The organism is Rhizobium sp. AB2/73, from assembly GCF_020871915.1.
Classification (GTDB): domain Bacteria; phylum Pseudomonadota; class Alphaproteobacteria; order Rhizobiales; family Rhizobiaceae; genus Rhizobium; species Rhizobium dioscoreae.
Genome location: NZ_CP067074.1, coordinates 35,298 through 57,233 on the forward strand (window position 1 = coordinate 35,298; position 21,936 = coordinate 57,233).

Genomic DNA, 21,936 nt, shown 5'->3' on the forward strand with positions numbered 1-21,936 from the left:
TCATTTTGATCCAACGTAAGCCGGCTGTTATGTAGCTGGGCACGGGGTGCCTCATTCCCGATCATCCGAAGACGTCACCGCCGTTGAGTGATCGGAATGGTCACATTAGCGGCCTTTAGTCATCTTCTCTCCGGCAAAGAACGATGCGAGCGCGGCCGTAGCCAGTTTGTGACCAAAAGCGCGGGCACTCTCTAACCGCAATGGATCAAAATGATTGCGCGCGACTTCTAGCAGCGGTACCGGGAACATGCGAGAGGTCTGAACAATGACAGGTTTTCCGACTACTTGTGAGATCGGATAGGTTTTCGGAGCCGTGCTAAATGATCCGTCCGCTAACATCGCTTCGAAATCGGCTAGCGCACGCCGCAGGATCATCTGCAGCGACTTGGAATCGCTGTACTGCAGAACCAAGGTATCATACATCTTTGATACCTCAGGAGCGGGCGGTCGCGCCGAGAGAAAGACCTGGATTTTCTCTGGCGGCGCAGCCGAACTCAATGCGTCTACCGTTAGCATTGATTGCCGATCGAAGCTGTCACGACGCTTGGCGGCGACAGAAGGAGGTGATCGATCTTCCCGTCCGCCTATTTCAGGATTAGGCGCCGGGTCTCGCGAGGAACGAGTTGAGATTGGGTGAACGATCTCTGGTCGCGCGGCAGCAAGCCGTTTTGCTTCAACGACAGATAAGGCAGGTTTGCGGATGCCCATCTTCAATTCCCCAAGGTTTCGCCAATCAATTCTGAAATTGTCATGAGCTCCTCCATCGCAACTTTGAGATTCCGCTCAAGAAGACGCATCGTTGGATTATTTGTCGTGTTCAGTAATGTGAGATGTAACATGCCGCGTTCCTTCATTGCGGCGAATGCGTCTCTCTCGTGCATTGGAGATTGCACGACGGGCAGGCTCGCCAACATGTCTGACATCGCGCGTTGCGATGTCGTCAATCGCCCAACCGGGACTCGTTGGCGCAACACGGCTGTCGGAATTACCAGGTTCTCGCTCAGCAGCAGCTCGACGACATAACGGTATGTTGACAGTGCCTCATCGATGTCGAGTGGGGTTAACATTGTGGGGATTACAAGCAGGTTTGAGCTGGCGATGATTGTGTTGTTGAGTTCGCTCGAACCGCCATGCGTATCGGCCAACGCATAGTCGAATTCGTGAAGCTCGGCGTCCTCATAAGCCGCTTCAAGCAGTGACATTTCTTGTGCAGCGTACACTTCGCACGACGTATCCCAGGTGTCGATACGCATGGCGTTTTCTTTCCATCGGGTTAACGGCCGGTTCTCGTCGGCATCGAAGAGAGCCACTCTTTTGCCGTCTCTGGCAAAAGCAGTACAAAGGCCCATGAGCGCCGTGGTTTTGCCAGCTCCTCCTTTAAATGAGCAAAATGTCAAAAGTTTCATGAGTTTATCCTACCGACGTTGTGAACGGGACTTCTTCTGTATTTTTGTTTGTATGTGTGGATGTGTATATAATAAGAAATATCATGACCATATTTCATTTTCATTGTAACGGCGTTGCAATTGCAACTATATATAACGGAATATGCCCAGTATATTATTGAATTTATTTTGTGAAAGGTTAGATTCCATTGCTCTCGACTTGAAGATTTCACTTCTATGGAGCAAGCCATGTCGCAAAGCGCGCAACCCACTTCGAGTGACATCGACCGGCGCGAAAGCCCCAAGGTTGAGGGTTTCAAGGTCGTGAGCACTCGATTGCGATCAGCCGAATATGAGAGCTTTTCCCGACAAGCCCGTCTGCTAGGGCTCTCCGACAGCATGGCCATAAGAGTTGCGGTTCGCCGTATTGGCGGCTTTCTCGAAATCGATGCAGAGACTCGTCAGAAGATGGAAGCCATACTTTATTCCATAGGAGCACTCTCAAGCAACGTTGCCGCGCTGCTATGCGCCTACGCTGAAAATCCCATACCGGATTTAGACGCTCTGCAAGCTGAACGGAACGCTTTCGGTAAGTCCTTTGCTGACCTCGACGCCTTGCTTCGTTCCATCTTGTCTGTATCACGCCGACGGATTGACGGTTGCGCCATGTTGAGGGAGGCCTCTCAGTACTAATTAACACTTGGCGGGGAAGCTGTTGGATGCCGGAGCGAGCTCAAGTTATCATCCGCATTGTGCCGGGAGGTGGGACCAAGAGCCTTCAACAGATTATCAATCAGTTGGAGTATCTATCCCGTAAAGGCAAATTGGAGCTACAGCGCTCGGCCCGGCATCTCGATGTTTTTGTGCCACCGGATGAGATCCGTGCGCTTGCCAAGAGTTGGGTTCAAGAGACTGGAACCTATGACGAAAGTCGGCCGGACGAAGAAAGGCAACAAGAGTTGACCACACACATCATTGTAAGCTTTCCTGCGGGTACAAGTCACGCAGCCGCGTATGCCGCGAGCCGGGAATGGGCAGCCGAGATGCTTGGGTCGGGCGCTGGTGGAGGGCTTTACAATTATCTGACAGCCTTTCACATTGATCGCGATCACCCACATCTGCATGTTGTCGTGAATCGTCGCGAACTTCTGGGACACGGCTGGCTGAAAATATCTCGGCGCCACCCCCAGCTGAACTATGACGCCATGCGCATTAAAATGGCCGACATCTCGCTTCGTCATGGCATCATGCTCGATGCAACCAGGCGAGCAGAACGTGGCATCACCGAGCGACCCATCACTTACGCGCAGTATCGGCGCCTCGAGCGGGAGCAGGCCAATCAAATTCGTTTCGAGGATTCTGATCTCGAACAATTGTCATCCGGAGGAAACCAGCAAGAACTGGATCGATCTTCCGGTTCTTCTCTCGGTGAGCCATCCCGAAACGTGACGGAAGGTTCAAAACGAAACGAACCTCTGCAGCCGGCCTCTGAAGTTCATTCCCAAGCACCAATCGGATCGAACGACCATGGTGTGCCGCCGGCTCGTGGACTGTTGGGAAACGCTTCCCGTTCTGAAGCCTTTAGCGATGTAGCCTTACCTGACACGCACACGACAAGCAGAGATGACGTTCGGCAACCGCCTCATCGAAAACGGCCTCACGATGATCAGGAAGAGCACAGTGGCGCAAAACTGGCCAGAGTAGGTGAGATTCGGGAGGGGACTTCAATCCCTAACGAACCGATTGTCCCGGAGAATCCTAGTACATCGCCTATCCAGCCCCCCTACCCAAATCCGTCGCATGAGCCGGGCCAAATCACCATCGCTACGGACGGAATACCTCCGGCAGCCGAACGCCCGCCTCAGGGAAAGCCAAGTTCTAAGCGTCCTCGTGAGAACGACACCGAGCTCAGCATCCACAAGCGTTCAAGCGGCGGGCGCAGCCAAGGCAATGAGGGAAATAGAAGGTAGAAAGGGATCGATCATGGCAGACGAGGAATCCCGTCAGGATTTCACCAGCGACGGAAGAGCCAGAAGGGTACCGATCCCGGTTACACCCATATCGACCGCTGTCCAACGCGGCCGAAGAGAACCCGCGGTAACAACCGGCTCCTTACGACGGTTAAATCTTGGTGGAGCCAGCGTCGATCCAAGTATGTCCTCCGGCAGTCGGCAGCATGCGGTCCCTGCGCCGAATATCACAGAGATAGTCCCGGCGGGGTCAGGTGAAGCTCCGGCAGTCCGATCAGCGATTTTTTCAACGCCAAAAGATTATTTTCGCACGGCCATGCAATACATCCTGAACCTTGAAAGGGAGTCTATTGCTGGAACGAACCATGAAGCGGCGGCGTCGTCACGTTTTAACACGGGGGGAACAAAGCGATTGCACGAGCAGGAGCAATCCGGAAACGACGATGAATCAATGGCGAAGCGGAAGACCGGCTCGGAAATGCAGGTGGGTACTATTGCCGCGTCCCTGGCTATGAAAGATGGTTCGAGCGCGACGCCTGCATCACAAGGGGTTCACCCCCCTGCAACGGGTCTCAATAATATAGAAAAGACTGGAGAGAGCGGTACGCAATCTCCGCATGAAATCATGACGTTGGACAAGGGTTCAACTCATGATGTGATCCTTCCTGGCGAGAGCCAGCAGCCTGAAAAAACATCCGACGGCGGGCCATATTGGATGGTAGACAGTGGGGATAGCGAGACCAATAGCCTGCCATCGACGCAACAGGGCATTTCTAGCCCAGAGCTGGACGGCCTCGATTCGCTTGCCGACAGCAGTTCGCCCATCCACACTCAGGTTATTTCTGCTGACATAGCTGTTGCGGATTTAAGCAATGAGGCAGGGTTCCCTGGCATCGAAAGTACTCAAGTCGTCGCGAGCACTGACTACTCATTCAGCGCGACCGAAATCGGCGGACAAACTGCTTCGAGATTGATCCATGAAAATTCAGCTCGATCGCTTGGCTCACCTGACAAACGCTTCGATGTCTTTCCCGAATTGACCGACGAAGACTTGGCGCGGATCGATGAACTCTCCGAAGCCCGTTGGCCTTCGAGGCGGGATGTTGCGCAAACTATCCATCCGGTCAGCTTGGACGATGCGTTCTCACGCGATGATCTCGCTGCAGGCCACGAGGGCCTGCTTGCGAACCCTTCGGTCCACCATGAGGCTTCTAGTAAGGAACCGGGCTTGTCAGAAACGACGTCCGACCATTTCCCCGAATTGACCGACGAGGACCTGGCGCGGATCGATGCACTCTCCGAAGCCCGTTCGCCTTCGAGGCGGGATGTTGCGCGCACTATTCACGCGGTCAGCTTGGGCGATGCCTTCTCACGTGAGGATCTCGCTGCAGGCCACGAGGGCCTGCTTGCGAACCCTTCGGTCCACCATGAGGCTTCTCGTAAGGAATCGGGCTCGTCAGAAGCGAAGTCCGACGATTTCCCACAATTGAGTGACGGGGACCTGGCGCGAATCGACGCACTTTCCGAAGCCTTTCCAACTTGGAGGCGGCAGGTTGCCAACACCACTCAGTCGTTGAGCCTGAACGGCGCTTCCTCATCCGCGAGGGCTATCGAGGGCCCTAGCGGCCGGCTTGCGAATCCCGCTGTCCATCGGGAGGCTTTTCGGCAGCAATCGAGCCCCTCAAAAACGAATTTCAATGGCGTGCCGGAGTTGATAGCTGAGAATCCGGCACGGATTGATGCGCGTTCCGAGACCTATGATCCTAGATTTCCGAACGACGCCGAAAATCCTGTCACCGGATTCAGACTACCCTCTCGTATGGCCTACCAGGTGGCGGATCCTGGAACTTCAAACGTAAAAACCGCCGGCGACCGAAACGAACTTCGCGACGAACATGCGGACCGGTTAGCGGATCAGTCCACGGGCCGAAGCGGACATGGCCGTGACGCGCATCGTCGTACGAGGGCATTTGAATCGCGGGGGCGGGAAAGTTATGGGCTTTAGATCCAACTGCCCGTAAACAAATTGGCGTTCCCGATAGGTGAACGAAGCGTGGTCACGTGATGAATTCAAGCAGGTACACGCCATTACGCCTCGCTGTGAGCGTAGCATGTTCACTGGCCGTTGGGTTTTGTGCGGCAAGCCTCTATGCGACATTTCGCCATGGCTTTGCTAGCGAAACGCTCATGACTTTCAGCGCTTTTGCGTTCCTGTATGAAACACCGTTTTATCTGGGATATGCAAGCCCTCCGTTCTACCGCGGACTCGCCATCATCATGGCCACCGCAACGCTGGTGTTGCTGAGTCAACTGTTGTTATCGATGCGAGATCGCGATCATCACGGAACTGCTCGATGGGCCGGCTCTGGAGAGATGCGGCACGCGGGCTACCTCCAACGCTACAGTCAAGTCACAGGTCCCATCTTCGGCAAGACCTGTGGACCTCGCTGGTTTGGCAGCTATTTAAGTAATGGAGAACAACCCCACAGTCTTGTTGTCGCGCCGACTCGCGCTGGTAAAGGCGTTGGCGTCGTTATCCCGACGTTGCTTACCTTCAAAGGATCTGTAATTGCTCTGGACGTGAAAGGCGAACTGTTTGAACTTACATCGAGGGCGCGCAAGTCCAGCGGTGATGCGGTTTTCAAGTTTTCTCCCCTCGACCCAGAACGGCGAACGCACTGTTACAATCCCGTACTGGACATAGCCGCATTGCCGCCCGAGCGGCGCTTTACGGAAACGCGCAGGCTGGCCGCAAATCTCATCACAGCCAAAGGCAAAGGGGCGGAAGGCTTCATCGATGGGGCACGGGATCTCTTCGTGGCTGGCGTATTAAGTTGCATCGAGCGCGGTAGCCCGACGATTGGTGCCGTCTACGACCTGTTTGCCCAGCCGGGCGAAAAATACAGACTATTTGCGCAACTCGCGGAAGAAACACAAAACAAAGAGGCTCAGCGAATCTTCGACAATATGGCGGGAAATGACACCAAAATACTGACGTCTTACACGTCGGTGCTTGGCGACGGAGGCCTCAATCTCTGGGCCGATCCGCTTGTCAAGGCTGCTACAAGCCGTTCGGATTTCTCTGTCTACGATCTGAGACTTAAGAGGACTTGCATCTATCTTTGTGTCAGTCCTAACGATCTTGAAGTCATTGCGCCTTTGATGCGACTTTTCTTCCAGCAGGTTGTATCAATCCTGCAGCGATCACTACCAACTACGGATGAACGACACGAAGTTCTGTTTCTCCTTGATGAATTCAAGCACTTGGGCAAGCTTGAAGCTGTCGAAACTGCAATAACTACGATGGCCGGCTACAAAGGCCGCTTCATGTTTATTATTCAGAGCCTGTCGGCTTTGACAGGAACTTATGACGAAGCTGGAAAGCAAAATTTTCTCAGCAATACTGGCGTGCAGGTCTTTATGGCCACTGCTGATGACGAGACGCCAACCTACATTTCTAAAGCAATCGGTGACTACACATTCCAAGCTCGCTCTACGTCTTACAGCCAGGCGCGCATGTTTGATCATAATATCCAGATATCCGACCAAGGAGCCCCGCTTCTGCGAGCTGAGCAAGTCCGCTTACTCGACGACAACTATCAAATTGTCCTGATCAAGGGCCAACCTCCTCTCAAACTACGAAAGATCCGATATTATTCTGATCTCATATTGAAGCGCATTTTTGAAAGCCAACGGGGGTCCCTTCCGGAGCCTGCATCTTTGACACTGCCGGAAGACGCGAACCATGCCAACGATGGTCCAGCTCAAAGAGGAGCGGACACAACGTTGCAGGCACCTGCGCAGATAGAACAGGTTTACCAAGGGGAGGTCGAGAGCTTCCGAAGCGGAAGCATGGCTGATGGGGAGGACAAGGTTGCAATTGCAATGAAAGCTCGTCCAGTTCTGAACGACCTTGGCAGCGCGGTAGAGTGCGAGGGTGCGGACATGGCAAACTCCGAGCAGCTTTCTGAAATCGCTCCAGCTCTTGTCGCGCAGCGTAAACTCCTTGAACAGATCATTTCGCTACAGCAACGTGGAAGAACAACTTTCGGCTGAAGCTCGTCGTGACACCTTTTGGATACAGCGTCAGACGTCCTATTCCGCAAATTCATTGCAACCTCAGAAAGCTACCGATTGATGAGATATCGCCATGAAACCGTCAGGAAACTCGAAAATTGGATTCGCCGGGCTTGCCAGATCTTCATCGCACGGTCACGGTGGGTCTACGCCTGTCCTTCGTCCCAACAAACCTAAGAGCCCTTTTGCGGCTTCCCCGTCTAACCGCCAAACCGAGCCACGTGGGGAATTATCTCCGCCATTCCTTTATGATGGAATGAGACTGGGGGCTGCCGAGCAGTCCGCTTGCGAAACATGGGATGGAGGGGACAGGCCCACCTGGAAAGACCTAATACTGAGTGCTCGCGTTAACAGGATTAACGGTTCCGCTTGGAGTTTTAACGCCGGAGAAACCACCTCTTCGGCTTTTGTCTATGAGGGTGTTCCTCTGGGGGAAGAGGAACGGCGTACATACGAGCAATGGGCGGAACCAGCGCAGCCGAGTTGGGAAGAACTCGTTATCAGCGCTCGTATTGAAGAACTAAATACACTCGCTTCAATTCCGAATGCGTGTGGTCGGTGCCAAACAGACCAAGCATTGCGCGCCGATGCATCCAAGCGCAAGCGGGAAGACCTGATCAATCAAAAAAAGACCTTTCTTGAACCATTTGAATATGATGGGATGAGGCTCGGCTCACCTGAACGCGCAGCATGTAAGAACTGGAGCAAACCGCACCCACCAACCTCAAACGAACTTATCATTGAGGGGCGTCTTCGCGCCATCAGCAACTCTACCTGGCACAACGAATTAGATGACAGTTCGATTTTCGAATACGAGGGCATGCCGCTTGGACAGGGCGAACGGCTTGCATATGAAAAATGGCTCGAACCCGCCCAGCCAGGCTGGGAAGACCTCGTTGTAGACGCCCGCATTGCAGAGCTTGCAGAACTATATCCGTCTGCTTCGACGGAATGCGAACATGGGCGTTTTGAAGAAGGCGAGGACGTTCCGCTTAAGGAGCGCGTGCGCACATTTCCAGTTCCAATCATCGCCGAGCAGGAGGTCGGCGTATCCTTTCTATACGATGGAGTGGCGCTCGGGGCAGCCGAGCGCGCTGCGTATGATCGCTGGAGCAAGCCGGACCGACCAAATTGGGACGATCTTATCTTAGACGCACACCAAACTGCTGTTGAACACGATGGCTTTTTGCGCCCAGCGATTGGAGAGGCAACTTCATCAGTCTTCTTATATGAGGGAATGTCGCTTGGAAATGCGGAACGTGAGGCGTACGGGAGGTGGCGGCAGCCAGCCCAGCCGCGGTGGCAAAACCTTGTGGTGAATGCGCGTCTGGCAGAGCTCGACCCGTCGGCCTGGATTCTCGATGAACATGATCCGTTTGAAGATAGCGAAGCGGCGGCTTTCCCAGCGCAAGCAACCAGAGCCAATACGTCCCAACCCGCTTTGGATAATCAGCCCGTATCACACCGGCCCGGCTTTGCAACTGGGGCAACACGAGGGAAGACTCACGATGCAAACCCCTCGACCGGACAGCCGGGAACACGGCGTACACTATGTTTCGAATCCTCTGGGCGGGATGTGGGTGAACCGCAGAGCGTCGAGGACAGAAATTGCTTTTACGGTGTCGGCAAAGTCCGGCGGCTAGGTGCTAAAAGTTATCAACGCGACGAGGCGACCACCTATAGCGCTAGTTCAAGCACGAAGAGACTGTCGCCTGATATAGGCAGGTGTATCGCATCGTCCTCTCCGCCAAAAAAAGCTGTGGTTTCGAAAGTTGATAATATTGGCACTTACGGAAGCCGGAAAAATGAACGCGTGCGGCTGGCCACCGAGACCGGAAAATACGAGTCTGAGCACATTTTCGGATTCAAAGTTGTCCACGATATCTTGCGCTCAACCAAAGAGGGTAGGCGTCTGGAAAGACCAATGCCCGCATACCTCGAATGCAAGAGCCTCCATCGACAACATGTGGGTACCGGGAAGGGAAGAACCAGGCTGGTCGGGCGGGGCTGGTCAGATGACGCAAGCTACCGCTCGGACCAAAGGGCAACCCTGTCGGACCCCGTGGCGTCCGAGGAAGGTGTAGCGGCTTCAAACGGCTACCAATTGAACCAGCTAGGCTACGCTCACCAACTCGCGAATGGCGGTCTGCAAAGCGAAACGCCCGCTGAGGTCATCATACCGCTACAGATCGCGACAACCAGCTACAATTATACGGTAAGTCGTGATCCTGTACTCTTGCCGCCTACTAAAGAGCAATCGTCTCAATTGCTGCATCTTGGACCCCGGGGGCAAACAGAAGCTTTGCTAGCCCGCGAAACCGCATTGACCGGAAAATGGCCCACCCGCGAGCGTGAGCAGCAAGTCTACCGGGAGTTTTTGGCCCTACATGCTATCAAGAAGGATCTGGAGGCCAAGCCGATTAGTTCGAGGAAGAAAAAAGCTGCGCTTGTTTCTGCTTTGAACCGTACTGCCGGTTTGATAGGCGCGTCGCTTATGAAAGCTGGGCCGTTAATCGCAGAGGTCGAAAATAGAGCTGACAAGATCGATCAACCACGGACTTATGATCCGCGCGATCATCGCCGAGACGAGAGCTTCGGCCGATGACTAAGCTCATGATAATCAGGTTGTAAGGACACCTTGAAGGCACACGCGATGAAGGAGAGATACTTCGGCTGCTCAACTCGCCTACAGCCTAACGACAAGCAGGCTGGGTTAAGGTCTTCAGGGTTACAGTTGAAACGTCAAACATCTTTAGCGCCCTGGGATCTAATGGTACTTTAATCACAAAGCGCGCTGATGATGATCGATAAAAACCTTGAAGGCAATGACGCGAGACATGCAGCCGAAAGGTTTACTGGAAATACAAAGTTGGCGCTTATCCGAGATCTCCCATTCGAGTATCGGCCACCACAGAAGTGGAACGCAGGCCAGCGCCGCCGAAAGCAGGTTGTAACCGTCTTTCCCGCCCGAGTGAGAACATCGCAAAAGCATCAATGGGACCGTGGTTTTCATCAGCGCTCTCATCGTCACGATAAAGTCAATTCTGATCAAACGGAGCAACAGCATGGCGATTAAAAAGCTTCTCACCCTCATCAGCCGCAACTCACCAAACGCAGAAAATGAAGTCGCTCAGGAACAACCCTATAGCGATCCGGTGAGTACGTTCTCTCCTATGGATCTAAAACTGATTGAGCTTGAGGACTTTCTCCTCAACTCCCCGGTTCCTAAGGAACGAACAGTTGATTGACAAGGAATCCAATCATGGACCCGAATGCAATAACGCCCTCAGGGAATGATGTATATGAGCCTCTTCGCCCACACGCGGCGGAGAATGAGGGAGATCTGAAAGCCAAAAGGCAGAAATTGCCTGAGCATCTCTCAGATTTAATGGATGAGGGAGAAAAAACCTTCAATCTGAGCCAGGAGAGCGTTGATGCGCCGTCCTCCGCTTCCAGTTCCATCACCGACGATCAGCAGGTAGAGTATATCGCGGCTCTACTGAAGGAAATTCCTCTGCTGCCCGGAGCAGCCCGACGGCCTGATGAGTATATTCTGGTGGTCGGGACGGGGTCGGGGAGAGTGACCGGGACGGTCAAGGGCAAGCTCGGCCGTTTGCCAACCAGGGACGAGTTCAATAATGCCTGCCGTCTCTATCGAGATGGCGCTGGTAATTATTTCCCGCCGCCGCAAGCATATAACAGAATTTTAGTCCCGGACGAGATAGAAGACAAAGCTGCGTTCAGGAAAGATGTTTGGTACAAAGCTCATCGTGAGATGAACATATCCGGAACAAGAATGTATTTCGATTTGGATCCGAAATATCCACTCGATAAATACGGAAAACTTAGACCTGAAGACCAATACACTGAAACAGCATACGGACGGCGAAAAGTTCAAAGACACTACCTCCATTCCTTTCAGGCGGGTATGTTGCTTCCTGACATAATGATCAAGACGCCAGACAATGATGTTTATTTCGTTAGCAGGTCTGAAAACGACCGTTATACCAACAAGACGTTTCAGGAATTTGAGGCGATAATCAAGAGGACGTACGGCAGCGAGAGCGAAATCAAACTCAAATCAGAATCAGGAATTATGCATGACTCGAAGTATCTCGATGCTTGGCAACAAGGAAGTGCGGATATCCGTTTCGCGTCGTATGCCGGTGAAGTCCGGACTCATAACCCTGATTTGCCCCACGCCATTGTGAATCTGAAAAGCGATGTTCGTCCTCAGGATGTTTTTCTCTCGGTAGAGGCGGTTTTCCAGTCGCCCGGCAATCCGTGGGCGGAGGCGTTAAAGAGAGGCGAACTCTGGGACCGAATTCTCATCCGTGATCGCACCGGGAACACGTATAAGACACCTCAGAGACTGATGTATTCCGATCGCGACCATTTTAAAAAGATCCTGGACCGGGTCGGATTGCCTCATGGAATAGGTGAATTTACCGAGGCAACTGCTACGAAATATGAGAGGTTCCAGACGCAAGCGGCGGTTCTTGTAGCTGATGGGGCTATAATAAAAGACATTAGGAGTCTTTCTGCGGAAGAGAGGACGCAAGCGGTCACCGCACATGTCCTTCTCGCAGACCGAAACTCGCAAAATCAGCGAAAAGGCACTTATACCAGTCTGCTGGAGTACGCGCGTACTAAAGAACAACTACCACATGATGTGGCGGATTTGTTGGGGCATCCGATTGATTATTTTTCCCACGACCGCGTTCAACCGGCGCCGGAGAGGCCACCGATTGTCTATTCCGGGGATCCACGCACTTTTGTACGGGTAAGGGATCAAACCGTCAACAACCTCTAATTTTGCAATGGCTTCTCAATCTTGGTTGCCTGTGCAGTAGATAGATGAACGAAGGAGCTTAGCCATGGTCAGCATCCTGAAAAGTAAATCTCTTGCAGTATCACTAGAGGAAAAGCTTCGTGCAGATCAGCTTGCGCTCGAACAGTCGAAAAGGTCAGCACTAGCTGAGCAGAGGGCCGCCGCTATCAAAATGCGTTCGGAGGACACGCTGAGAAAGCAACCTGTTTTCGCGGACCCACAGCTTCTTGCAAACATCGATAAGGGCTATCGGGGCGAAATTCGCTATAAGCTGCTTGGCAACGAACGTATTCGTATCGACCAGGACCAACAGTTGAGGCATGAGCGTGGGCTTCTGAGGAAGACTACAAATGTCTTGAAGCGGAAGGCCTCTTCCGGCGAGTTGTATTTGGGCACCCACATGCGAAAGACCTGGGCAAGCGTTACGACGCACAAGTTCGGGGAGGATGGAAGCCTTCGCGCGAGGCATGTGAAATACAAAGATGGCCGTTATGAAGAGAGATGGGAGCGAGATGAGCAGGGAGCGCTGATCCGCACAAAGTACATGAATAAGGGAAGTATCGGTGTCGGGCTGGGCAGAACCATCGTGGAGGAAATGAGCGCGCCTTATCGGAGTGGGGCGGATCAAAAACTTTTTCGCAGGATTTGGCGCCAAAGTGGCTCAAAGAAAGAAATATTCGAGCGTGACGATAAAGGTAACCTGGAACTCCTCAGTCGGAAGCGTCGATGGTTTTCCAAGGAGGTTCTAAAAACTGAAGATCGTCGCAGCGCACTAACAGTTATTCGTCGATTTGGTGGTGCGATCAGCAAAACGTACAGGTCCCTTTTAGACACAGAAGGGAATCAGATCGGTAGAGAGGTGGTCAGCCACCGACGGCTATTCAATAAGATTTCAGCAAACTATGATGACCAGACCGGTCAGTTAAAAAGCTACAAGCATACGCTTGGAAAGTTGTTCAAGCGAGAGGCGCTCTATTTAAACGAGCATGTGAAAAGCGTATCCACCAAAATTCTCGGCGTTACAGTGGCGCGGCACTTGACGGTTATTGCCGAAGATGAACGTGCCGATCGAAAGCTTCGAGATATGGAAGTTGCAAGCCATCAGCAGGCTTGGCCACGGCCTCTAGGCAACCAGCCGGTGTTGAGAGAGAATAACACCGGCGGGGATAGCGTAAAACCAGCGGCCGCGGTGGGTCAGGATCAGAAATCGATCAATGATACACCCACTTTGGCGAGCACGCCGTCTGCAAGCCCGGATTTTAGGGAGAGGGCATCACGCCTCCTAGCTGGATTAAGATCATCCGGCATTCAATCTGAAAATAGTGGGGCCAAGCCGGCCCAAAATAGTGGGGTCACAGAGCCAAAACCTATGCCTCTTCCCTTGAAGGACACGTTGGGACGTCTTGGAGGCAATTCCACCGATAATCGCTTGAATTCCTTACAGCCAGCCTCTGCAGTTCCATCTGGCTCATCTAAAAATGATCAAGCTGCAACATCCGTTTCTTCCAGTCAGCAACCGAAAAATCCACAGCAAAATGAGATATCGAACCTCCTCCAAGCAATGCCAGTGCCGGGGTTTGATAAGCGCCCCAATGCAATTGCAACAGGCGGTCAATTTAATAGTTTGCGTCCTCTAGGTAGCGATCCGCAGTCGCTGTTTGGTGAGCCAAGCTCTCAGCACAATCAAAAGGTCAGCCCAGTGTCCCCGTCTCATAATGCTAAACCGCTGAACACAGAAGAACAAGCAAAGGTAAACGAATTGCTCTCCTTCCCCTTGCCTGATGCGGGTAACGCGACGTCCCCACTTGGGGGTTATGATACCCGGAGCCGAGACCGTTCTGCCTCATCGGCGGTAACGCTTTAGACCACATCACCCATTGGGTCATAGTAAGGCGAAGGGGCGGTCGGTGGGTGCGCTCAAGCACACCTTACCGGCTTCAGGGCATCTTTCATCGGGCCTCACCGCTTCTAAAATCTGCATTGCAACGGCGCGGTCGACCCTGACTGACCTGCCACGGGTAATTTCCTCCAGAATTGGTTAGAGTCCGGCCCATTGTGAACCGCCCCAGGTTTCTGGACCATCTGAGGCTAGAGTTTTCCGGCTTCATTCAGGGAGGCGGGCTGGTTGAGCCTCCTGATTTCATCAGCGAGATCGGTACCTTATTGCCGATCGCACCATGCGGCCGAAACTCATTATAGTCTATACGCCAATCCTCCATCTTTTCGCGGGCATCCGCAAGGGTCAGGAACCAGTGCTGATTCAGACATTCGGCGCGGAAGCGGCCATTGAACGCTTCAATGAACGCATTGTCGGTCGGCTTGCCCGGGCGTGAGAAGTCCAAGGTGACGCCTTTGGCGTAGGCCCAAAGGTCAAGATCGCGAGACACGAACTCAGTCCCCTGATCGACACGGATCGTCTTCGGGTAGCCAACTTTCCGGCATACCCGTTCCAAGGTTTGCACGACATCTTCACCTCGATAGCTGTGACGTGGATCAAGCACCGGCACATAGCGCGAGAAGGTGTCGACCACCGTGAGCACCCGCAGTTTCTTGCCGGTCGCGAGTTGGTCGTGAACGAAGTCCATCGCCCAGACATCGTTCGGTCCAACGGCCATTTGCCGATCTTCCCGCAGCTTGGCTTTGACCCGTCGCTTCGGCGTCTTGTTACGCAGTTGCAGGCCCAAGTCTCTGTAAATGCGATAGGTTCGCTTGATGTTGGTCCCCCAACCCTCGCGCTCCAACAATACATGCACGCGACGATAGCCGTAGCGAACACGTATCTCGCAGATCTCACGAATACGACGTTCCAGACCGGCCTGATCGGCACGGCGAGAGGTGTAATGGTAGGTCGACCGATCGAAGTTCAGTGCCCCACAGGCACGCCGGATCGAGATCATCCAATCCCGGCACATGCCTTTCACCATCTCGCGTTTCCGAGCAGGCCTTAGAGCTTTCGCCGAATGACATCCTGCAACATCTCACGGTCCAGCGTCAGGTCCGCGACGATCTTCTTCAACCGCGCATTCTCGTCCTCGAGCTGCTTCAGCTTCTTCATCTCCGGCGGCAGCATGCCCGCGTATTTTTTCTTCCAGTTGAAATAGGTCGCCTGGCTGATCCCCGCCTTCCGGCAGATCTCCGCAACCGACACTCCTTCATCACCCTGCTTCAGAATGAACGCCTTCTGTGCGTCCGAAAACTGTGATGCTTTCATCGTCTTCCGTTCCTTTCCCAGCCAGGAAAATGCACCGGAAAACTCTAACCAAAAACGGTCCAGTTTGAAGGGTTCAGATCAATTGAGGACGGACGCATGAAGAAGCAGAGATTTACGGAAGAGCAGATTATCGGGGTTCTGCGTGAGCAGGAGGAGGCTGGCGCGAAAGCGGCTGACCTGTGCCGCAAGCACGGGATTTCCGAGGCGACATTTTACAACTGGAAAGCCAAATACGAGGGCATGGAGGTCTCCGAGGCGAAACGGCTGAAGACGCTTGAAGACGAGAAAACGAGAACACGAAGCTGAAACGGCTCCTGGCAGATACGATGCTCGACAATGCGGCTTTGAAAGACATTTTGGGAAAGAATGTATGGCCCGCCTCGTCCGTGCAAGGGTACGCGACATCGTAAATGACGATTCCAGTTGCATAAATGTATCCGGCCTCTCGCGAGTGGGCTGCGGTTGCAGCCAGGCCATGATGAGATCCGCACACGCCGTTTCCAATAAATGGTTCGGGCACGAGGCCCGCTTTTTTGCACAGGACTTACAGCATGTTGATCCACTGTTTCGTCATCACTATTCCCGAGCCTTGCAATCGAGCCCGGAGCGTCAGGTGAAGGCAGGGTCCCTGCGTTCGTAGAGCGCTCCAGGCTTGGTCAGGACGACCCAGACAATCCGGGCCATTTTAGCGGCAAGTGCGACAACAGCTTTGTTGGGGTGCATCCGAGCCTGAAGGCCATCCAGCCAGTTCCCCAATCGATCTCGTGTTCGGTCGAGGTGCCGAAAGCAGGATCGTGCTCCATGAACAAGGAGCTTGCGCACATAGCGGTTTCCCCGCTTACTGATGCCGAGAAGCTTCTGCTTTCCTCCGGTCGAGTATTCCCGTGGCACAAGGCCAAGCCACGCTGCCAGATCGCGAGCTTTCTGGAATTGTCGGCCGTTGCCAACTGCGGCAAGAAGTGCGGTGGCTCCCAACGCTCCGATCCCAGGGATCGTCATGAGCCGTCGTGCGACATCCTCGCGACTGGCGATTGCCTCGATCTCGCGTGTGACGTCACCAATGCGCTGTTCCAATTGGCGCAGATCGGCAAACAGGTCTGCGAGCAGCTTACGCATTGCCGACGAGAGATCGTTGGATTGATCTTCGACAGCGTGCGGCAGGTCGACCTTGAATAGGCCTGCGCCTTGGCGCAGGGCGATCCCGTATTCGAGGCAGAAAGCCCGCATCTGATTGATCAGACGCGTTCGCGTTCCGATCATCTGATCCCGGATCCTGTGCAAAGCCTGAAGATCGGCTTGTTCCTCGCTCTTGAGTGCAGCAAATCGCATTGTTGGTCGCGTGGCAGCCTCAGCGATTGCTTCCGCATCAATGATGTCGCTCTTGTTCGACTTTACGTAAGGCTTCACGAACTGCGCGGGGATCAAGCGCACCTTATGTCCAAGCGCCTGTATCTTTCGGGCAATCCACTGAGATCCGGCGCACGATTCCATCCCCACGATCGCCGGTGCTGCGCGCTCGAAGAACTGTAGCAGCGTGTCGCGTCGGAAACGAACCTTCTGCACTGGCACGCCATCGCTCCCGAGGCCGACAACGTGAAAGATGTTCTTGCCAATATCAATTCCGTAGACAGCCGCTGGGCGCGGCATATTGCGCTGTGGCATGGCAACCTCCTTCGGTTTGGCCACCTCATGATGCGGCAGGATGACGAGGCGGACCATCCCATTAATGGTAGGGCCTGCCGCTAAGCGTGATGCCGTCGCGCACCTGAAGGCCGTCATGGCTCTTTCGGAACGGCGGGCCTGCCAGATCATATCCGCCGACCGCAAGATGGTCCGCTACCGATCCTGCCGACCGCTGGAGGTCGCACTGCGGACGAAGCTGCGCGATCTCGCCAACGAGCGGCGACGTTTCGGCTACCGACGGCTGTTCAATTTGCTTCGGCGTGATGGAGAGCCATCAGGCGTCAATCGCATCTATCGGCTGTATCGCGAGGAGGGTCTTTCCGTTCGCAAACGGAAGGCTCGGCGACGTGCCGTGGGCACACGTGCGCCGATCCTGGTGGAGGCGAAGGCCAATGCGCGATGGTCGCTGGATTTCGTCCACGATCAGTTCGCCTGCGGCAGGCGCTTCCGCGTGCTTAATATTGTCGACGACGTCACGCGCGAATGCCTGGCGGCCATCCCGGACACGTCAATCTCCGGCCGTCGTGTTGCTCGCGAACTGACGACACTGATCGAACGGCGCGGCAATAGCGCGGAATATTATGATTGTTTCCGGTGTACCGAACGGTCAGCTTCCGGCCGCACCTTTTGCAGGGGAAAAGGCCGGCAAGCAGAGCGTCGCCATGCTTCGGTGCTCCATGATGGCGACTGGCCGGTACATTATTGCTGACCATATTGCGGATCTCCTCCGCCCGTTCCCAACTGACGTAGCCTTCGAGCGCATCCGGGATCAGGGCAAGCCATTCATCACGCGCCTTGCGGCGAATTCCAGATCGGCCATCGTATCCCGGCACGGAGCGACTCTTACCATAGGCGTATGCTCCGCCGTAGATCGGGTTCGCAATCATCCGGTGGATGGTGGCATAATTTGGCCTGCGCCAGATGACGTCACCATTGGCGTACCTGACCGGCAGGTCCAGCCCCTGTTCGAGGAACGATAGCAGAGCCTGCCGCGCACTGCCGAGTGCGGCAACCTTGTTGAAGACGAGTGCAATGACTTCCTGGATGCGCCGGTCGGGATCCTTCTCGATCCTGTCACCGGCCTTTACAAAACCGACGGGAACAGCGACGACGAGTTCACCGCGGCGAGCCTTCTCATAGCGGGCGGAAAGGGAACGCTGACGCAAGAGATCGAGCTCATACTCGTTGAGACTGCCCTTCAAACCCAAGAGCAGGCGGTCGTTGCCCTGGCGGGGCGCATAAACCGCTTCCTGATCGACCAGAACGGTATCGACAACACGGCACATCTCGATGAGTTGCTGCCAGTCCCGGCTGTTGCGGGCGAAGCGCGATACCTCACGCGCGGCCACGGCGCCCACCTTGCCAAGGCAGACTTCCGCCACCATCCGGTCAAATCCAGCACGGGTCACGCCGCCGGCGGCCGAACGACCAAGGTCATCATCTACCGTCTCTATATGTGACCATCCGAGTGCTGCCAGTCGGTCCCGCATGGCATACTGCAGGGCGCTGCTTTCGCGATTGTGCAGAACCTGGTGAGCCGAGGACTGCCGAACATAAAGGATGGCCTTCCGCTCGAGACGGTGCGGTCCGATCTTCTCATGCATCATGACCGGTCTCCTTCTGCCGGGAGACGCGCCCGCAGTTTGCGTGATCGACGAACAGCCGCACGATGAGCACCGTCAGCGCCTGGAGCGCCATCCGGTCTCGGTCAGTCATGAAACGATCTATAAGTTTGCATACTCATCCGACGGGCATGCGATTAAGCTGTGGCGGCACCTTCCAGAGCATCGTGCTCGACGGCGACCACGATACGCAAGACGTAAGCACGGACAAAGGTTTAGTCCAGACCTCAACATCTTGCGGCGGCCGGATGCTGTTGCCGAGCGCAAACAATTTGGTCATTGGGAATGCGATCTGATCCAGTTCCGGAAGAAGTTTGGGAAGGCAAACCTGACATCGCTCGTAGAAAGGGTCAGCCGCTTTGCAATCTTCCTACGCAACAACGACCGGCAATCCCGGCCCGTCATGGATGGCCTTGTTCGTGTCCTGCAAGCCCTGCCCCACCTCGCCCGCCGATCGATCACGTTCGACCGCGGAACAGAGTTCACTGATTGGCCCTATCTTCAGGCAAGCATTGAATAGCCCGAGATTTGTAGACGCCTTCTTTCCTAATTTTGAGGCAAGAAGAGCATCATGGGCAAATCGAATTTCAGCGAAGAGTTTAAGCGTGACGCGGTGCGGCAGATCACGGAGCGGGGCTATCCGGTGGCTGAGGTTTCGCAGCGTCTCGGCGTCAGCCAGCATTCGCTGTATGAATGGAAGAAGAAGTTTGCTGGGTCGGACTCCAAGGGCAACGACGAGGCCGAGGAGATCAGGCGGCTGAAGAAGGAACTGGCTCGCGTCACTGAGGAACGCGATATCCTAAAAAGCGATCACCGGCTTTGGTCCTCCTGTGCGCGGTAGAAACAGGCTGTGCTACGCTGACCACCGGAGGGGAGTTGCCGACTGCTTATTGGAGGCGATCGACCCCGTTAAAAAACGTGGCACATGGGCTGTTGCGGACTTGAGAGTGGTGACGCGGCTTTGGCGGCGATCCCGGTTAGGAAAATGACGAACTTGCACGGCCCAGCCCCTCCCAATCTATAGGAGGAGAAGTCATGCCAAAGATAATACCTACCAATCCACAAAATCTCACACGCATGAACCCCGGAGCAGCCGCTCTCGACATCGGATCCACGATGCATATGGCCGCAGTCGACCCGGAGAGTGACGATATGCCGATCCGCGCCTTCGGCACTTTCACACATGATCTGCATGATCTCGCCACTTGGTTCCGATCCTGCGGCGTCACAAGCGTTGCGATGGAATCGACCGGGGTCTATTGGATCCCGGCCTTTGAGATAATTGAACAGCACGGCTTTGAGGTGATCCTCGTCAATGCCCGCTACGCCAAAAATGTGCCGGGCCGGAAGACCGATGTCAGTGATGCGGCGTGGCTTCGCCAACTACATTCCTACGGCTTGCTGCGCGGAAGCTTTCGTCCGCAGGCGCAGGTTGCTACGTTGCGAGCCTATTTACGACAGCGAGAACGGCTGGTCGAGTATGCGGCGGCTCATATCCAGCACATGCAGAAGGCTCTGATGGAGATGAACCTGCAACTCCATCATGTCGTCTCCGACATCACCGGCGTAACAGGCATGAAGATCATACGGGCGATTGTCGCCGGCGAGCGCGATCCCGACGTCCTGGCATCATTGCGCGATGTTCGCTGCCACTCCTCTGTCGACACGATCAGAGCATCGCTGATCGGTAACGATCGTGATGAGCATGTGTTTGCGCTTTCCCAATCGCTGCAGCTTTACGACTTCTATCAGCTCAAGATGATTGAATGCGACCGCAAGCTGGAGGCATTGCCGAAGGACGGTTCGCGATGAAGATCGTCGCAGGCGCGAGGCTTGCGAGATGGGCCGGCTTCTGGTCCTGAACGGCTGGGGGCTAACAGGAAAAGAACGAAGCGATCATCGAGTGGTTATCTGCAGATTTGCACGTCACAATTTCTAGTGAGTCGGACAAAAGGCTAAAGATAGCGAGCGAGGAGGTTTGTCCCGCTGCTTTTTCCTTTGCAGGTATCCATTTTGCCTACAAATGAAGTAAATATCTGGAGGATGCTAAGCGGCTGACAACGCGCGATAAAATCTACTTCTGTGCGATGCTCGCCGGCATTTTGTAACCTGCCGTTAACTTTATTCTTCTTGCCACTCTCGCGCAATCGCCGATAACGACGGCACCTGGGCTAAATTCACCCAAATGCCGTTATTTCGAGGAAAGTCATGAGTGGTTTTGCGCCAAACTCGGCGAAGAAGATTGGTTTTGACGATATTATCCTCGCTCAAGGGAGAGATATATCGCGGAAGTTAAACCAGTTGCGTATGGAGAACTATCTTACCCTCACGGCACTCACGGCATCAACCTGCGTACCCATCACGGTTCATCCGCAGATGCTCGACCTGATGTCGATGTCACAGCTTGCCAGAGATCTGAGTCGAAAAGCACGTGCAGTGGTTCGGCAATTGGATGAGCAGGCATACGTTATTAGCCAGGGACAGGAAAACTCTGGTCGTGCCAATTTGAGTTTTATTGGGCGAGCATTGTTTGCTGACCGATTCGAGAAGCTTGCATACGCCCGCGAAGTCATTCAGGCAGCTTTCTCGGTCGACTACCAAACGCTTTCGAAAATGCTTGCCGTCCTATCTGCGTTTGGTGAGCGCCTGATCGAATCCATTGGCCCTGCAAAAGGGGTCGGTCGCGCTCGTTGGCTACAGCTTCGAAAGCTCATCGACGTCCCGAAAAATAAGCTTCTTGCGGAAGAGTTCACGCAAGAATCTGGGTTCAGAAGTCTGCCCCAGACCGAGAGGTTTGACGCGATGTTCAAGTGGCTCCGATCCGGCAAAGAAACAACGACTGTTAAGCGCTCAGAGAATACCCAGCCGCGGCAACTTTGGAAAGCGAAAGACAACGCGTTTAGCGTTTCGCAGAAGGCAACATCAAAGGCCATGATGATCGTTCTTTCGGCATCCAATGGGGTCGCGTTCGGCGACTGGATCACGAAAAACATTGAAAGCTATTGCCAGACTTTCCAACAGCAAGGAAAAACTGAAATCACAACCCGTAAAAGAAAAAGGCCCCCAATCGACAACTGTCGCGGAAGCCTCTCTCAACTCGTAGCAAGCTGAGAATCGCATTTCCAGGAATCGCTGTCAAGAGCCGTGCGGTCATTTG

General features: G+C 54.2%; 14 protein-coding genes and 6 pseudogenes. 14 read left to right on the forward strand and 6 right to left on the reverse strand.

From position 1 onward, the window contains the following. Positions 1–105: 105 nt before the first annotated feature. Entirely contained in the window at positions 106–708 is a 603-nt protein-coding gene (locus I8E17_RS31150) for a conjugal transfer protein VirC2 (RefSeq protein WP_209160109.1), read from the reverse strand. Between the two features lie 2 nt (positions 709–710). Then, a complete protein-coding gene (locus I8E17_RS31155; protein WP_209160110.1) occupies positions 711–1,406 on the reverse strand; it encodes a conjugal transfer ATPase VirC1 in 696 nt (231 codons plus the stop codon). A gap of 228 nt (positions 1,407–1,634) precedes the next feature. Between I8E17_RS31155 and virD1 the strand changes: the two genes are divergently transcribed. The 5 genes from virD1 to I8E17_RS31180 all read left to right on the forward strand — a co-directional run bounded on the left by virD1 (position 1,635) and on the right by I8E17_RS31180 (position 10,037). Continuing rightward, positions 1,635–2,078 carry a T-DNA border endonuclease subunit VirD1 gene (virD1, locus tag I8E17_RS31160; protein ID WP_209160111.1) on the forward strand — a complete coding sequence of 148 codons (444 nt, stop codon included), beginning with the start codon at positions 1,635–1,637 and terminating at the stop codon, positions 2,076–2,078. 26 nt (positions 2,079–2,104) lie between these two features. After that, complete coding sequence (locus tag I8E17_RS31165; RefSeq protein ID WP_209160112.1) at positions 2,105–3,355, forward strand: relaxase/mobilization nuclease domain-containing protein; 1,251 nt, start codon at positions 2,105–2,107, stop codon at positions 3,353–3,355. A gap of 13 nt (positions 3,356–3,368) precedes the next feature. Beyond that, the gene (locus I8E17_RS31170) at positions 3,369–5,360 is read left to right on the forward strand and encodes a hypothetical protein (protein ID WP_209160113.1); all 1,992 of its coding nucleotides are present in this window, start codon (positions 3,369–3,371) and stop codon (positions 5,358–5,360) included. A gap of 59 nt (positions 5,361–5,419) precedes the next feature. After that, complete coding sequence (gene virD4 / locus I8E17_RS31175; RefSeq protein WP_209160121.1) at positions 5,420–7,411, forward strand: type IV secretion system ATPase VirD4; 1,992 nt, start codon at positions 5,420–5,422, stop codon at positions 7,409–7,411. A gap of 94 nt (positions 7,412–7,505) precedes the next feature. Next, entirely contained in the window at positions 7,506–10,037 is a 2,532-nt protein-coding gene (locus I8E17_RS31180) for a virA/G regulated protein (protein ID WP_209160114.1), read from the forward strand. Between the two features lie 177 nt (positions 10,038–10,214). Here I8E17_RS31180 and I8E17_RS31185 read toward each other — a convergent pair whose 3' ends face one another. After that, positions 10,215–10,445 (reverse strand): hypothetical protein, encoded by a 231-nt coding sequence (locus I8E17_RS31185; RefSeq protein ID WP_209160115.1) that lies wholly within the window; start codon positions 10,443–10,445, stop codon positions 10,215–10,217. A 52-nt stretch (positions 10,446–10,497) separates the two neighbouring features. Between I8E17_RS31185 and I8E17_RS31190 the strand changes: the two genes are divergently transcribed. The 3 genes from I8E17_RS31190 to I8E17_RS31200 all read left to right on the forward strand — a co-directional run bounded on the left by I8E17_RS31190 (position 10,498) and on the right by I8E17_RS31200 (position 14,127). Continuing rightward, positions 10,498–10,680 (forward strand): hypothetical protein, encoded by a 183-nt coding sequence (locus I8E17_RS31190; protein ID WP_209160116.1) that lies wholly within the window; start codon positions 10,498–10,500, stop codon positions 10,678–10,680. A 14-nt stretch (positions 10,681–10,694) separates the two neighbouring features. Continuing rightward, positions 10,695–12,245, forward strand: a complete 1,551-nt coding sequence (locus I8E17_RS31195; RefSeq protein WP_209160117.1) for a VirE2 family protein — start codon at positions 10,695–10,697, stop codon at positions 12,243–12,245. A 64-nt stretch (positions 12,246–12,309) separates the two neighbouring features. Further along, on the forward strand, positions 12,310–14,127 hold the full coding sequence (locus I8E17_RS31200; RefSeq protein ID WP_209160118.1) for a hypothetical protein: 1,818 nt from the start codon (positions 12,310–12,312) through the stop codon (positions 14,125–14,127). A gap of 244 nt (positions 14,128–14,371) precedes the next feature. Here I8E17_RS31200 and I8E17_RS31205 read toward each other — a convergent pair. Beyond that, positions 14,372–15,474, reverse strand: a protein-coding gene (locus I8E17_RS31205) for an IS3 family transposase (protein ID WP_104679491.1) whose coding sequence is annotated in 2 segments (ribosomal slippage) — positions 14,372–15,213 and positions 15,213–15,474 — 1,104 coding nt in all. Because the reading frame shifts where the segments join, the coding sequence is not laid out codon by codon here. Between the two features lie 96 nt (positions 15,475–15,570). On the opposite strand from I8E17_RS31205, the pseudogene I8E17_RS31210 reads away from it, so the two are divergent. Then, positions 15,571–15,845: pseudogene (locus tag I8E17_RS31210) on the forward strand (transposase); the annotation flags it as partial. A 238-nt stretch (positions 15,846–16,083) separates the two neighbouring features. Here the strand turns inward: I8E17_RS31210 and I8E17_RS31215 are convergent. Further along, positions 16,084–17,136: an IS110 family transposase gene (locus I8E17_RS31215; RefSeq protein ID WP_209160122.1), complete on the reverse strand. Its 1,053-nt coding sequence runs from the start codon at positions 17,134–17,136 to the stop codon at positions 16,084–16,086. A gap of 64 nt (positions 17,137–17,200) precedes the next feature. Here I8E17_RS31215 and I8E17_RS31220 point away from each other — a divergent pair. Continuing rightward, positions 17,201–17,722: pseudogene (locus tag I8E17_RS31220) on the forward strand (IS3 family transposase); the annotation flags it as partial. Between the two features lies 1 nt (position 17,723). Here I8E17_RS31220 and I8E17_RS31225 read toward each other — a convergent pair. After that, a pseudogene (locus I8E17_RS31225) lies at positions 17,724–18,764 on the reverse strand (recombinase family protein); the annotation flags it as partial. Between the two features lie 70 nt (positions 18,765–18,834). On the opposite strand from I8E17_RS31225, the pseudogene I8E17_RS31230 reads away from it, so the two are divergent. From I8E17_RS31230 to I8E17_RS31245, 4 genes and pseudogenes are all read left to right on the forward strand, one after another. Further along, positions 18,835–19,284: pseudogene (locus tag I8E17_RS31230) on the forward strand (IS30 family transposase); the annotation flags it as partial. 66 nt (positions 19,285–19,350) lie between these two features. Beyond that, a pseudogene (locus tag I8E17_RS31235) lies at positions 19,351–19,584 on the forward strand (transposase); the annotation flags it as partial. A 230-nt stretch (positions 19,585–19,814) separates the two neighbouring features. Then, positions 19,815–20,567 (forward strand): annotated as a pseudogene (locus I8E17_RS31240) (IS110 family transposase); the annotation flags it as partial. Positions 20,568–20,987: 420 nt separating this feature from the next. Further along, positions 20,988–21,890, forward strand: coding sequence for a plasmid partitioning protein RepB C-terminal domain-containing protein (locus I8E17_RS31245; RefSeq protein WP_209160123.1), 903 nt, complete (start codon positions 20,988–20,990; stop codon positions 21,888–21,890). Positions 21,891–21,936 lie beyond the last annotated feature (46 nt).